The organism is Desulfuromonas sp. CSMB_57 (assembly GCF_020194955.2).
GTDB lineage: Bacteria > Desulfobacterota > Desulfuromonadia > Desulfuromonadales > Syntrophotaleaceae > JAFCIY02.
The window spans coordinates 1-13,597 of sequence record NZ_JAFCIY020000047.1 but is presented as its reverse complement, the minus strand read 5'-3'; the positions used below and the strand labels follow the sequence as shown (position 1 = coordinate 13,597).

11 protein-coding genes are annotated in these 13,597 nt (G+C 59.7%); 7 read left to right on the top strand and 4 right to left on the bottom strand.

Going from position 1 to position 13,597, the window contains the following annotated elements; translation table 11 throughout:
* Positions 1-159: 159 nt before the first annotated feature.
* The 3 genes from treZ to glgX are packed head-to-tail and all read right to left on the bottom strand — an operon-like array spanning position 160 to position 6,651.
* A complete protein-coding gene (gene treZ, locus JQN68_RS12765; RefSeq protein ID WP_249621228.1) occupies positions 160-1,911 on the bottom strand; it encodes a malto-oligosyltrehalose trehalohydrolase in 1,752 nt (583 codons plus the stop codon).
* Complete coding sequence (gene treY / locus JQN68_RS12760) at positions 1,908-4,559, bottom strand: malto-oligosyltrehalose synthase (RefSeq protein WP_225073346.1); 2,652 nt, start codon at positions 4,557-4,559, stop codon at positions 1,908-1,910. Before treY ends, treZ begins: the two co-directional genes overlap by 4 nt.
* The gene (gene glgX / locus JQN68_RS12755) at positions 4,549-6,651 is read right to left on the bottom strand and encodes a glycogen debranching protein GlgX (RefSeq protein ID WP_225073347.1); all 2,103 of its coding nucleotides are present in this window, start codon (positions 6,649-6,651) and stop codon (positions 4,549-4,551) included. The genes treY and glgX overlap by 11 nt, the downstream gene beginning before the upstream one ends.
* Positions 6,652-7,135: 484 nt before the next feature.
* Here glgX and JQN68_RS12750 point away from each other — a divergent pair, with 484 nt between their 5' ends.
* From JQN68_RS12750 to JQN68_RS12720, 7 genes are all read left to right on the top strand, one after another.
* Positions 7,136-7,558 carry a DUF4019 domain-containing protein gene (locus JQN68_RS12750; protein WP_225073348.1) on the top strand — a complete coding sequence of 141 codons (423 nt, stop codon included), beginning with the start codon at positions 7,136-7,138 and terminating at the stop codon, positions 7,556-7,558.
* Positions 7,559-7,752: 194 nt separating this feature from the next.
* Positions 7,753-8,829: a hypothetical protein gene (locus JQN68_RS12745; protein WP_249621227.1), complete on the top strand. Its 1,077-nt coding sequence runs from the start codon at positions 7,753-7,755 to the stop codon at positions 8,827-8,829.
* Between the two features lie 151 nt (positions 8,830-8,980).
* A complete protein-coding gene (locus JQN68_RS12740; RefSeq protein ID WP_225073350.1) occupies positions 8,981-9,856 on the top strand; it encodes a hypothetical protein in 876 nt (291 codons plus the stop codon).
* Positions 9,853-10,335, top strand: a complete 483-nt coding sequence (locus JQN68_RS12735) for a GNAT family N-acetyltransferase (protein ID WP_225073351.1) — start codon at positions 9,853-9,855, stop codon at positions 10,333-10,335. The genes JQN68_RS12740 and JQN68_RS12735 overlap by 4 nt, the downstream gene beginning before the upstream one ends.
* 51 nt (positions 10,336-10,386) lie before the next feature.
* On the top strand, positions 10,387-11,247 hold the full coding sequence (locus tag JQN68_RS12730) for a beta-keto acid cleavage family enzyme (RefSeq protein WP_225073352.1): 861 nt from the start codon (positions 10,387-10,389) through the stop codon (positions 11,245-11,247).
* A 236-nt stretch (positions 11,248-11,483) separates the two neighbouring features.
* Positions 11,484-11,798 carry a hypothetical protein gene (locus JQN68_RS12725; RefSeq protein ID WP_225073353.1) on the top strand — a complete coding sequence of 105 codons (315 nt, stop codon included), beginning with the start codon at positions 11,484-11,486 and terminating at the stop codon, positions 11,796-11,798.
* Entirely contained in the window at positions 11,795-12,916 is a 1,122-nt protein-coding gene (locus JQN68_RS12720; protein ID WP_249621226.1) for a radical SAM/SPASM domain-containing protein, read from the top strand. The genes JQN68_RS12725 and JQN68_RS12720 overlap by 4 nt, the downstream gene beginning before the upstream one ends.
* 85 nt (positions 12,917-13,001) lie before the next feature.
* Here the strand turns inward: JQN68_RS12720 and JQN68_RS12715 are convergent, their stop codons facing one another.
* Entirely contained in the window at positions 13,002-13,196 is a 195-nt protein-coding gene (locus tag JQN68_RS12715; protein WP_225073355.1) for a hypothetical protein, read from the bottom strand.
* Positions 13,197-13,597: the final 401 nt, after the last annotated feature.

Below are 13,597 nucleotides of genomic sequence, written 5' to 3'. Positions count from 1 at the left end.
ACAACCGCCGCGCATGGCAAAAAGGCTCGGTCCGTCCATGTCAATTGGCGGGTTTGCCCCAGGTTTGACGGATTCGCGGGATCGCAACGGTTTTGCGCCCTGCCTCCCAAGTAGGCAGGAAAAACCCGGATTCGCCGGCGCCGGAGAGGTGGGGAACATTCAACGGGCGAGGTGCCTATCGACAGCCAGGAGCACTGCCACGCCGGGACCGTCCAGACTGAGCCTGGCCGATTCCAAGTGCGACTGCGGGTCGCTGCTCATCAGGATTCTGGACGGACCGGCGACGGATAACGGCACCGGTTGCCGCCGTTCGGCCAGATTGCAGGCGACGGTGGCCGCTCCCCGGGTCATGACCAGCCAACGCTGTTGCTCGTCGTAACGGATGGCCACCGCCTCCAAACGGCCGTCGTTGAGGCTCGGCAGGGCGCGGCGCAGGCGGATGAGTTGCCGGTGCCAGTCGAGCAGGTCGGTATGCAACGGTTGCCGGAGTTCCTGCCAGTCGAGGCGGCTGCGTTCGAAGGTGGTCGGATCCTGGGGATCGGCAATCTGTTCCGGAGGCCAGCCGAAAGCGGCAAATTCGTCCCGGCGGCCTTGGCTGACAGCGGCGGCAAGCTGCGGGTCGTGGTGATCGGTGAAGAACAGGAAGGGCGTGGTCGCGGCCCATTCCTCCCCCTGAAACAGCAGCGGCACAAAGGGCGCCGTCAAAACCAGGGTCGCGCCGATCTTGAGCCGGGCCGGACACAGCAGGTGACTGCTGCGTTCGCCGCCGGCACGGTTGCCCACCTGGTCATGGTTCTGCAGGAAGGCCACCAACTGATGTCCCTTCAGGTCGTCGGCCGGACGCCCATGCCGGCGCTGCCGGTATGCGGAGTAGCGGCCATCGTACACCAGCCCTCGGCGCAGGGATTTGGCCAGGTCGGCCAGGTGCCCGAAGTCCCGGTAGTAGCCGCATTGCTCACCGGTCAAAACGGCATGCAAGGCATGATGAAAGTCTTCATGCCATTGGGCATCCATGCCGTAACCGCCGGCCTGCGGCGAGCGGATCAGCCGTGGATCGTTGAGATCGCTTTCGATAACGAGCACCAGGTGGCGGCCGAGTTCGGCCTCCAAGGCGCGCACCGCATCGCCGAGCTGTTCGAGGAAATGGCGCGCCGACAGGTCGACCATGGCATGCACCGCATCGATGCGCAGACCATCGAAGTGATAGTCGCGGAGCCACATGCAGGCGTTGTCGACGAAAAAGCGGCGGACTTCGTCACTATGGGGTCCGTCGAGGTTCACTGCCTTGCCCCAGGGGGTGCGGTAGCGGTCGGTGAAATAGGGGCCAAAGCACTCCAGGTAATTGCCCGCCGGACCCAGATGGTTGTAGACCACGTCGAGCAGTACCGCCAGTCCTCTCCGGTGGCAGGCGGCTACCAGTTCCTTGAGTCCCTCGGGGCCGCCGTAGGCATGGTGCGGCGCGTACAGGGCGGTACCGTCGTAGCCCCAGCCGCGACGGCCGGAAAATTCCGCTACCGGCATCAGTTCCACATGAGTGATGCCGAGATCGACCAGGTGATCGAGATGGTCCACGGCGGCGGCGAAGGTGCCGGTTCGGGTGAAGGTGCCGACATGCAGTTCGTAGATCACGGCGCTGGACAGGGGCCGGGGTTGCCAGCCGACATCAGGCCAAATGAACCGGCGGTGATCCAGGCGGCGAGAAAAACCGTGCACTCCGTCGGGCTGCCAGAGCGAGCGCGGATCGGGATAAGGGCCTTCGTCATCCACCCAGAATGCATAATCCTCGCCGTGATCGAGCTCTGTTTCCGCCTGCCACCAACCGTATTCCGCCGGTCGCATGGGGTGGCGGCGACCGGCGGCGGCCAGTTCGACCCGCCGGCGATGCGGGGCCCAGAGCCGCACAGGTTTCATGATAGGGTCTCCCGTTCCAGCAGGGCGACGGGGAATTTGGCCAGCAGCCGGGCCAAGGAATTGCTGCCGCCGGCTACCTCCTCATTGGTCATCAGGTTGCACCAGCGACCGGTCGGCAAATCCAGGCTGGTATCCCGCCAGTCGCCGCCCAGTCCCATCACCAGGCGCGGTGCCAGGGCGACCACTGCGTCGGAGCGCAGCTGTGCAACCAGGTGCGCTGCCCGTTCGCCCCGGGCGTACAGCGGCCGATATTCGCTTTGAGGGCCGAAAAGGGCGGGTTGCCGCCGGCGCAGCCGCAACGCCTGACGCAACACCCACAGCTTCGGCAGCCCCTCGTCCGTCCGTTCCAGGATCTGTTCTGCCGAGAGGCGGGACAGCTCTTCGAGGAGCCCGCGACGCCGGTCGAAATCCACCGGCCGGCGGTTGTCCGGGTCCACCAGGCTCAGATCCCACAGTTCGGTACCCTGATAGATATCGGGGACCCCCGGGGAAGTCATTTTGAGCAGGGTCAGTGCCAGGCTGTTGAGTTGACCGAAGGGCTCCAGTCGGGCCACAAAGCTTCCCAATTCTCGGCGAAAGGCCTGATCGCTCAGCAGGTCCAGGGCAAAGGCAGACACCGCATCTTCATAGGCAGCGACGGGCCGCGTCCAGGAGGTATGGACCTTGGCTTCACGCAGAGCCTTGGTCAGGTAGCCACAGAGGCGCTTGCCATCGATGGGCCAGGCGCCGACCAGGGTCTGGTAGATGAAATACTCGTCGTTGGGATCCAAGGCTTCCGGTTTCCGGTGTTGGTTGGCTGCCTGCCAGGCCCGCACCTGCTCCTGCCAAAAACGCGGGATTTCCGATAGCAGGGCCAGTCGGCAGCGCACATCCTCACTGCGCTTGGTGTCGTGGGTACTGCTGGCCAGCAGCGACCGGGGATGCCGGGCTTCAATTTGGCGGCAAAAAAGATGAAAGCTATCCACGGAAGTGCCGAAAGCAGCCGGATTGCCGCCGACTTCGTTGAGACACAGAAGGCGATGAAAACGGTACAAGGCGGTATCCTCGACGCCTTTGGCCATGGCGGGTCCGGTCAACTGCTGGAAACGCATGGCCAGTTCCGTCTCGAGTTCGCCCGGATGTCGCAACAACAGTACCTCGCCGAGAAATCGCAGCAGTTCCGGGTCGAGTTCCGGTCGGCCGACCCGGGCTTCCTTGATGGCCGTTTTAATCGCTCGCGCATCGGCGTCGCCAACCGTGCTTTGGCAGGCCCGCAGGTAGGTTCGGTAGACCGGAAAGCAGGCTGCGGTCTCGAGCAGGGCCTCATGCAGTTCGTGGCGGGTGTAATCGCGGTGCCGACGATGCCCCTCGCAGATGCTGACGAACAGGGCGGTAAGGCGGTTGAGTTCGCTGCCGAGCAAGTCGTCCAGTACCAGACGTTTGCAGTTTTTGGCGAGCCGTGCATAATCGGTGGTAGCGCCGGTGAACTCGGCATAAAGCCGGGTCAGCCGACGTTCACCCGCCGCATCGACAAAGAGTCCGCCCGCCATATTGAGAAAATCATAGCCGGTGGTACCGGCGATAGGCCATTCTGAAGGCAGCTGTTCTCCCGGCTCGAGGATTTTTTCCGCCACCAGCCAGGCTTGGGGACAAGCCTTGTGCAGGCGGTGGAAATATTCGGAGGGATCACGCAGGCCGTCCGGGTGGTCGATGCGCAAGCCCTGGATCAGACCCTGTCGCAGCCAGGATAAGGGCAAGGCGTGGGTGGCTTGGAACACCTCTTCGTCCTCAACCCGCAGGCCTGCCAGGTCGTTGATATCGAAGAATCGTCGATAGCCCAGATCACGGCCGGCTGCGCGCCACAGGGCCAGACGATAGTTCTGGTTTTCGATGAGACCGTCCAGACGATCGACATCGGCGTTGATGGCGACCACCTGCCGATCGATGGCGGCCCGCACCCCCTTTTCCTGACATAATTGGACCAACAATTCCCGCAGCACCCCCAAATCGCGATGGCGGCGTTCCAGTGCCTTGCGGCTGCTGGAGGTAGGGCGCGGCAGGCGGGCAATGGCATCGGCGACAAACCCCAGGCGCGGCGAGTTGCAGGCTTCGGCGGCGGCGGCCAGCAATTCGGCCAGGGTGGAAGGATCGATGGGGAAAACCTGGTCGTGGTAGTGCAGGGTAAAAATGCCGCTTTGGTGGGTCAGTTGCAGTTGTTCCGCTTCCAGTACCCGGCCGTAATGATCGCCGAGCAGGGGCAGCAGCACCTTGTTGGGCCAGCGCGCCTCCGAAGACTCCCAGTCGACGTCGAAATAGGGCGCGTAGCGGCTGGCCGGACCGTTTTCCAAGACATCCCACCACCAGGGATTCTGGTCGCCGATGATGGCCATGTGGTTGGGCACCACGTCGAGCAGCAAGCCGAGACCGGCCTGTTTAAGCAAGCGGCAGAGACGATAAAATTCCTTTTCGGTACCCAGTTCGGCGTTGACGCGGGACGGGTCCACCACGTCATAGCCATGCGGGCTGCCGGCGGCGGCCTGCAGACAGGGGGAGGCATAAAGGTGGCTGACGCCCAAGGCTTCAAGATAGGGAACCAGGGCCGCCGCCGCGGCGAAGCCGAATCCGGGGCGCAATTGCAGGCGGTAGCTGCCGGTGGGCTCAGGTCGCATGGCGCAGCACCACCAGGGAGCGGCCTTCGACCCGCAGGGCGGCGCCGGCCATCAATGATTCCGCCTGGGCCAGCCAACCCTCGGCCGTGTCCAGTTCCTTCAGCCAGAGTTCGCCCCAGGCCGCCGGCGGCAGGGTAAAGGACAGGGGCTCATGATGGGCATTGAAAATGATGTAGAAATTATCGTCTTCAACCGGCTCGCCCTTGGGATTGGGGTTGGGAATGGTTTTGCCGTTGAGGAATACCCCGAGGGATTTGGCGAAGCCCTCACCCCAGTGCTCTTCGGACATTTGCAGTCCTTCCAGGGTAAACCAGGCGATGTCGGTGACTTTGCTCCCGTGAATGCGCCGCCCCTGGAACCAGCGGCGCCGGCGAAACACCGGGTGAGCATGATAATAGCGGATCAGTCGCCGGGTGAAATCGAGCCGTTCCCGGTCCAGGTTTTCCCAGTCGTACCAGGAAATTTCGTTGTCCTGGCAATAGGCGTTGTTGTTGCCCTGTTGAGTGCGGCCCGATTCGTCGCCGCCGAGCAGCATTGGTACCCCCTGGGAGAGGATCAGGGTGGCCAGAAAGTTGCGCTGCTGTCGGGCCCGCAGGGTCAATATCTCGGCATCGTCCGTGGGCCCTTCGGCCCCGCAGTTCCAGGATCCTTCATGGTCGCTGCCGTCGCGGTTGTTTTCGCCGTTGGCTTCATTGTGCTTGTGGTCGTAGGAGACCAGGTCGCGCAGGGTGAAGCCGTCATGGGCGGTAACGAAATTGATGCTGGCAAAGGGCAGACGGCAATCGTTCTGATACAGGTCGGAACTGCCGGTGAAGCGGTAGGCCAGTTCCGCCAGGGTAGCATCGCGGCCGGCCCAGAAATCGCGCACGCAGTCGCGGTATTTGCCATTCCACTCCGACCATACGGGCGGGAAATTGCCGACCTGGTAGCCTCCCTCGCCGATGTCCCAGGGTTCGGCGATGAGCTTGACCTGGCTGATGACCGGATCCTGCTGGATCAGGTCGAAAAAAGCCGAGAGTCGATCGACATCGTGGAGTTCGCGGGCCAGGGCGGCCGCCAGATCGAACCGGAAGCCGTCGACATGCATCTCCAGCACCCAATAGCGCAGAGAATCCATCAGCAATTGAAGCACGTGAGGATGGCGCATGTTCAGGCTGTTGCCGGTGCCGGTATAGTCCAGGTAGTGACGGCGGTCATGCTCTACGGTGCGGTAGTAATAGGCGTTGTCGATGCCCTTGAAACTCAGCATGGGGCCGAGGTGGTTGCCTTCCCCGGTGTGGTTGTAGACGACGTCCAGCAGCACCTCGATGCCGGCCTGATGCAGGGCCTTGACCATTTGCTTGAATTCCGCCACCACGGCAGCCGGGCGCCGGTCGGAGGCGTATTCATTGTGGGGCGCGAAATAGCCGATGCTGTTGTAGCCCCAATAGTTGCGCAGCCCCTTGTCCAGCAGGTGCCGGTCATGCACGAACTGATGCACCGGCAGGAGTTCGACGGCGGTTATGCCCAGGTCCCGGAGGTAACCGATGGCGGCGGGGTGGGCCAGGCCGGCATAGGTGCCGCGCAACTCGCGAGGTATTTCGGGATGAAGGATGGTAAAGCCCTTGACGTGGGTTTCATAGATGACCGTCTCATGCCAGGGGCGCTGCAAGCGGCGATCGCCGGTCCAATCGAAGGTGGGCTGGTGCACGACGCCGCGCTGCACAAAAGGCGCACTGTCGCTGCTGTCTGCCACGTCGGGCCCCTGATCGAATGAATAGGGAAACACGGCCTGATGCCACCGAACCTCTCCTTCAATGGCTTTGGCATAGGGGTCAAGGAGCAGTTTGGCCGGATTGCAGCGGCGGCCCGCTTCCGGTTGCCAGGGCCCGTGGACCCGGAAACCGTAACGTTGTCCGGGGCCTACGCCGGGCAGGTAGCCATGCCAGCAATGTCCGGTGACTTCGGGAAGATCATCCTTGGCCTCCCGGCCCTGGTCGTCGAACAGACACAATTCGACCCGTTCGGCGATTTCGGAAAAGAGGGAAAAATTGGTGCCCGCGCCATCGTAGGCGGCACCCAGCGGGTAAGGAGTGCCGGGACGAATTTCCATCGTTCTGACTCCTGAAGGTTGTCTGCCGGATTACTTGCGTCGTTTCAGCCGGTCAATCAGGCTGCCGAGAGCGGCTGAATCTGGTTTCTTCATGGGGCTACGTCGCAAACCGTCAACAGCACGTCAGGACCGGTCAGGGGCGGGGATGCGCGCGGGCCAACTTGCAGCTGGGTGAAGCGCAAGGAGCGGGCACGGCTTCCTATGACGTGCCCTGGCCGGCCATGGCGGAGCCGTTTGGAGCATTGCTGATGGAGATAGTATAGCCCGGTTTTGGCGGGGTGTTGAAAAAGCCATCTTCTGACTTTCGGCATGCATTGTGCCTGCTCCCGCAGGTTGGAAGTGTGGAAGGTTCGGTACTCTGCCTTTTCCGGTTCGATACCTCATCCTTGCAGTCCAGTTCCTTCGGAGGAGGCGAGGAGGTAGTATAATCGTCCGGATAGCGCTATGCTGCATTCGACTGTCGAATTAGGAAAAGGAGAGAGAAATGGTCCGTAAAGTATGGAGTCTGGTCCTGCTTGGCGTGATGTTGTCCTGCGCTACTGCATTGGCGGGAAATCCCGGGAAGGAGGCGGCCGCCATTGCCGCTGCCGAGCAATGGTTGGCCATGGTTGATGCGGGAAGGTATGCGGCAAGCTGGCAGGAGGCCGCCGGGCTCTTCAGGGATGCCGTGATTCAAGACCACTGGGTCCATTCTCTGAACGCAGTTCGAAAGCCTCTCGGCCGGCTCGTGTCGAGAAAAGTGCAGAGCAAAACCTACACGACAGCACTGCCAGGTGCTCCCGATGGTGAGTATGTGGTTATCCGGTTTGAGACCTCCTTCGCAAACAAGCAACGAGCGATCGAAACCGTAACGCCCATGATGGATAATGACGGCATATGGCGGGTTTCCGGATATTACATAAGGTAGCAGCAGGCGAAGAGAAAGACGGAGATTTTACCGGGGAAACATCCGCAATTGTCATTGACTTTTCGGTTTGGTGCATAGCATGATTTCATTACGTAACGCCAAAATTTAGCGTTGTCGCCAAGTCTGCCATTGGCCGGATGCCAAAACCTCAGCAGCGAAAATCGTGTTCCGGGAAACAGCTTAGGAGGGAATCGATGAATAAGTTAATTGTCCTTTTAATGGTTTTGGGTTTGTTTATCACTTCGTCCAGCAACTGTGTTTATGCTGAAATATCCGAAAACAAGGGTTTATTCCACCAGAATGTCAAGCTCTATACCGGCGACAGCAAGGATTCGTATCTGCTGCTGTTTCCCATCGAAGTCACCCAGCCGGGGCGTGTCCAGCTCGAATTCAAATTATTGAAACCCGACCAGGAAAGATATTTGAAAGCCGTTGAAAAGGCGCACCAAGGCAAGGTGAAAGATCCCGTATTTCGTTGGTCATTGGTCGATTCGCGGTTTTTTGACCAGAAAAAGCCGATGCAGCCCAGCAAATTCCAGCAATGGGTCAATGAGTTCAACAACTACAATCCGGTTGAATATGTAGCCGGCGATGGGATTCGCGGTTTGGTCAGGGCTGCGAAGCAGACCCTGGATTTTGTGTTTGGCAAGAACAATAAACAGAAAAAAGAGGCTCCCGTCTATCTCCATGCCTCGACGAATTCCGTCAGGTTTCCCGATACGCCTGAAAACCACATTACGGTCGGTCGCATGCGCCACGATATCGATTTTAAAGAGCTTTCCGAGACCCAGGGCATGTATTTCCTGGTTTTGGAAAATTTCACCCAGCTTGCCCCCGAACTGGAGGTCAAGGTTTCCTTCCCGGGAACCCAGTACCAGGTCGACAAGGTCTTTTTGCTGCCGCGCGATCTCGGCATCACCGCTTTGGATATCCGTGCCGAGAGCGTTTATGTTGAAGTGCAGAATCTGGGAGAAGGGCGGTTGACGGAAGATCTCTATGTTCGAAAAGGCCAGGATGCCTTGACCCTGATATTGGCCCTAAATGGCAAAAGCTGGGGCGGGGCGACCCTGGCCGGCCTGGATCCGGACCGAAAGCTGATGGAACCTGGAGCCAGGGTAGGCTATACGTTCAAGGTACCAGTGCCGGAAAATGCGGACGTGAAGGTGGGGCTTGTGTTGCCGAAGTTCGCAGATGCCAATGCCGCCAACAACGAAAAGCAAGCCAGGTTCATGGCACCCAAAATGATGATGACCCCGGCTGTTCAGCGCTGATGGGGTGTGGGGCGGTTGCGGTATCGGGAAATCTGGTGCGCACCGCTGCAACGTTCGTTCGAACGGCTGTTTTTTCGGGTGGTAAGCACGCCTGGCCTGACAAGGCTGGATTAGGTCGGTGCATCAAGCCCTATGGTGAAAGGGAGAGCGTTTGATATTTTATTTAACCGAAGGCCGGCACGCCTATACCATGCGCGGCTATCTGGACAGTTTCGCCCCTGATCTGGCCGAGCGTATTTGCCTTCTTGCCTATCAGGATGATAATAAGCCTTTGCCCGGCACCTATATCTTTGCCGATGTGGAGCGCTTGCATGGACGGCAGACCCGGCGTGCCTTGCGCTTCTGGTCCGTGCTGCACCGTGAGGGTTGCCGACTGCTCAATCATCCCCAGCTTTCCATGCGCCGCTACCGCCTCCTGAAGACATTGCATCGCCAGGGAATTAATGAATTCAACGTTTTTCGACCGTGGGAGCGGATTTTCAATCGCTTTGCCTATCCGGTCTTTCTGCGCGGCGAAAATGACCATCGCGGGACCAGGAGCGATCTCATCCGTACTCCCCAAATGCTCCGCCGCGCCAGATTTCGCCGTCCCTTCTCCCTGATTACCGAGTTTTGCGATACGCGCGGCGAGGACGGATTGTATCGAAAATATTCGGCCATGCGAGTCGGAGGGCGAATCCTGCCTCGGCATGTTTTTTTCAGCAAGCATTGGATGATCAAGCACGCCGATCTCTGCGATGAGCGATTGCTCGCCGAAGAACTGCACTATTTGGCGGAGAACCCGCATGCCAACGAGGTGATGGCAATCTTCGAGTTGGCCGGCATCGATTACGGGCGCATCGATTACAGTCTTTGTCGGGGCCGTATCCAGGTGTGGGAAATCAACACCAATCCCTCGGTTCTGACCGCCGAAAGTCTGCTGCTCCCTCAACGTCGGCCGGTGGCCGAAGCTTTTGCCGGACCGTTCCGGGAGGCATTGCTGGCACTCGAGGCCTCTCCGGGAGATTCTGAAAGGATAATCGGATGACCTGCCGCATACGTAAAATGAATCCCCAGGATCTGCCCGAAGTCATGGAGTTATTGGAGCGCTGGTCCATGGCGCCGACCCCGGGCGTCGCCAATGCGGAACGCAGCGGCATCGAAATCGCGCATGCCTTTGTCGCCGAGAATGAGGATGGCTGTCTGGTGGGGGTGGGCAGTTATTTGCTGCTCGATGAAGACACGGCGGAAACGGCAAGCCTGGCCGTCGCCCCCCAAGTTCAGGGCATGGGGATAGGCGCCATGCTCCAGGAGGCCCGCCTCCAGGAGATGCTGGCGCGGGGTATTCGCCGCGTGCGCACGGAAACCGATCGTCCGGAAACCATCGCCTGGTACCAGCGCAAGTTCGGCTATCGGGTCGTCGGCAGCAATCCCAAGAAGCATGCCTTCAGCCTACCGGATATCGACACCTGGACGGTGCTGGAACTGGATCTGGAGCAATGGAGCCGCGCCAGGGGGAAACGATGATGGTGCGATTGCGGCGGCATCGGCTGCCTTGGTACCTCTGAGATGACGTCCATGCAGGACACCCCCATCCGTTCCCCGGACGGATTCATCGTCAACCTCTGCCCTACAGGCATGGTGCTCGATCGGACTCTGAATCCCCATGTGCCTCTCTCGCCCGAAGAGATCGCCGCAGATGTGCATCGCTGCGTCGCCCTGGGAGCTAACCTGGTGCATCTGCATGCCCGTGACGAAAACGGGCATCCGCACTATTCGCGAAAGATCTATGCCCGGATGATTGCCGCCATACGTGAGCGGCACCCTGACTTGACCCTGTGTGTTTCCCTCAGCGGACGCATCCATCAGGACTTCAGCCTGCGTACCGACCCTCTGCTGCTGACCGGAGACCTGCGGCCGGACATGGGCAGTCTGACCCTCAGTTCTCTCAACTTCAAGGGCCAGGCCAGTGTCAACGCCCCGGATATGATCCGCCGCAAGGCAGAAATCATGCTGGAGAAGGGTATCAAGCCCGAACTCGAGATCTTCGATCTCGGGATGGTGAACTACGCCAAATACCTCATCGAAAAACAACTTCTCTCGCCGCCTTATTATTTCAACATCCTGCTGGGCAATATCGCCGGAGCCCAGGCTGCCCCGGCCGAGGTTGCGGCCCTCATCGGCGCATTGCCGGCCGAGTCCATCTGGTGTGTGGGCGGCATCGGCCGGCAGCAACTGCCGGCCAACATGCTTGGTCTTCTTTTCGGCCACGGAGTACGGGTCGGACTTGAGGATAATCCCTGGTTCGATGGGGAACGGCGGATTCCGGCCCGGAACGCAACCCTCGTTGAACGCCTGGTTCAGGCGGCGGCATTGCTGGAGCTCGCCCCCGCTTCCCCAGCGGCGGTGCGGCGTCGATTGGGCATCACCCCCCTGTAAACTTTCCTGTCTCTCCTCTCTCCATTTTGCCTGTTTGCCTGCCCCCCCTCACTATTCGTCTTTAAAAATTTTTGTTCAAAAAATTTAAAAAAAGTAGTATCTAATTGTCTTCGGCAAATGCATTGGCCAGGTTCTCGCGGTCAACGCATCATGGGGGGCGCATTTTTCACAATCCGGCGCGCCGCCCCTCACCGGGAGATGGGCTCCCGGACGATTCGCCGACAGAGGAGGGTACGATGGAAAAAGTTTTGGGCAGAAAAATCACCGCAACACCGAGCCTCACCCAATTGGCAAAGGATCTCGAGAAGGTAACCTGTAATCATCTGGTCGGCAGGGAGGTGATCGAGCAGCAGATCATCGATTTGGCCAGGGGGAAACTGGATTCCAGCTATTGTCAGAATTGGGATCGATGCGACAACGGATGGGGGAAATGTACTCCGGACAAGAAAATGTGGCTGGAAAAGATTCATGAAATGCGCCTGGACAAGGTGCTTACCGTTGCGGAAAGGAAGGTTCTTGCCGATCTCAAGGTGGATGTGAAAATCAAATGAGCCTGCCTCTCAATCTGATCCTCAAACTGACGCGTGCCTGTTCCTTGCAATGCCGCTATTGTCATGACCGGGCCGAACAGTCGGATTCGATGTCTTTTCAGGTGATGGCCCTGGCGATCGCCAGGGCCTTCGCCAGCGGACACCGGGATTTCCGCTTTATCTGGCACGGCGGGGAGCCTTTGCTCGGCGGCTTGGACCCGCTGCGCAAGGCCCTGGTGGTTCAGCAGGAGTTGGCGGGTGAGGGGCAACGCTTTCAGAACAATCTGCAGACCAATGGCTTGCATCTGGATGAGGAAACGGCGCGATTCCTGGGTGATTTCGGTTTCCGGGTCGGGGTCAGCATCGATGGGCCGGCAGCGGTCCACGACGCCCAGCGCGTCACCGTCGACGGTCGTTCCACCCACGGCCGCATTCTCCGGGGAATCGAGCGCTTGCGGAGCCAAGAGGTGTCTTTCGGGGTCATTACGGTCGTGACGGAGCGCAGCCTGGCTCTATCGCCAAGCGATTTTCTGCGCTTTTACCTCGATCACGAACTGTTCGATGTCTGCTTTCTTCCGGTACGCGGTAATGCCAGGGCCATGGGAGAAACCCTGGATCCGGGTCGCTATTATCCCTTCATGATGGAGTTGTTCGACGCCTGGCTGGAACTGGACGAACCGCGCCTTCGGATTCGGGAGTTCGGCGACTGGCTGTTGTTATCCATGGGGTTTCCCGGTTCCCTGTGCAGTTCGGCGGCAAGTTGTGTCGGCGGTACCCTGAGTGTCGAACCGGACGGCAGTGTCTATCACTGTGACAAGTATGCCGGCGAACCGGAGTATTATTACGGGCATCTGCAGGACCTGGATTTCGCCCGTTTGCCCGAGTCCGCCACGGCCTGCAGGCTGCGGTGCAAGGATCTGGATTTTCCGCCCATCTGCCTTGCCTGTGATTGGCTGCAACATTGCGCCGGAGGCTGTAGTCACGATCGCCTGGTTGAGGGCAGGCATGGCAAGGAGGCGGGGATCTGTTATCGCAAAATGCTGTTGGACCATGTGCGCCTCCGAACCGAACATCATCCTGCCGTCGCCAGGTATGCGGCCACGGCCGCCGCGTCTCCTCCTGGGGAAGGTGTATTCTGAAATTCTGAACCTTTGACTTCCTGCCGCCCCGGTCAAGGCCGGGACGGCGGGAAAAAACAGTGCTGAAATCATTCTATGATTCGGCTTAATCCTGCCCCAACCCCTGCCGCTTCTCGCGGGTCAGCTTTTCCAGATCCTTCTGCACGATGTAGTCGTGAAGATCCATATCACCGGCCTCGGGATAGGCGTCACGGGTGAGTTCCCAACGGTTGAGTTCGTCGCCGCCTGAGGCAACAAAGGCGGTGGGGTTTTTCGTCCAGGTGTTGCAATTAGTGAACATGGTAGGTCATCAAGCAAAAGGCGTGCACCCGGAACCGAAATCGCTCGTGCGCTTTCTGGAGGATCGCTTGCTGCCTGAAGGCAGGAAAAGTTAGAGGTGGCAGAGGTTCAAGGCTTCGAGATAGGGCACCAGGGTCGGGGACGTGCGTGACAGGACAGCCTGCAGTATGGCGCAGAGCAAGGCGCGGGCATGGTTTGAAATGGCGTGCCCTGGCCGGTGCGGAGTATCCGATCGGCTTGCCATCGGTTAAAAATCGTCCCTGACAGCACCGGTAAGCCTCTTTGTTATAATGACGGCATGCAGCAGGCGTTAGATTTTTGTGGACGCGGCTGCAGCCGCAGCCCTAGCACTTAGGGAGAGTAAAGCAATCGCCTGTCTATGACGGGAACTGGATTGCACGG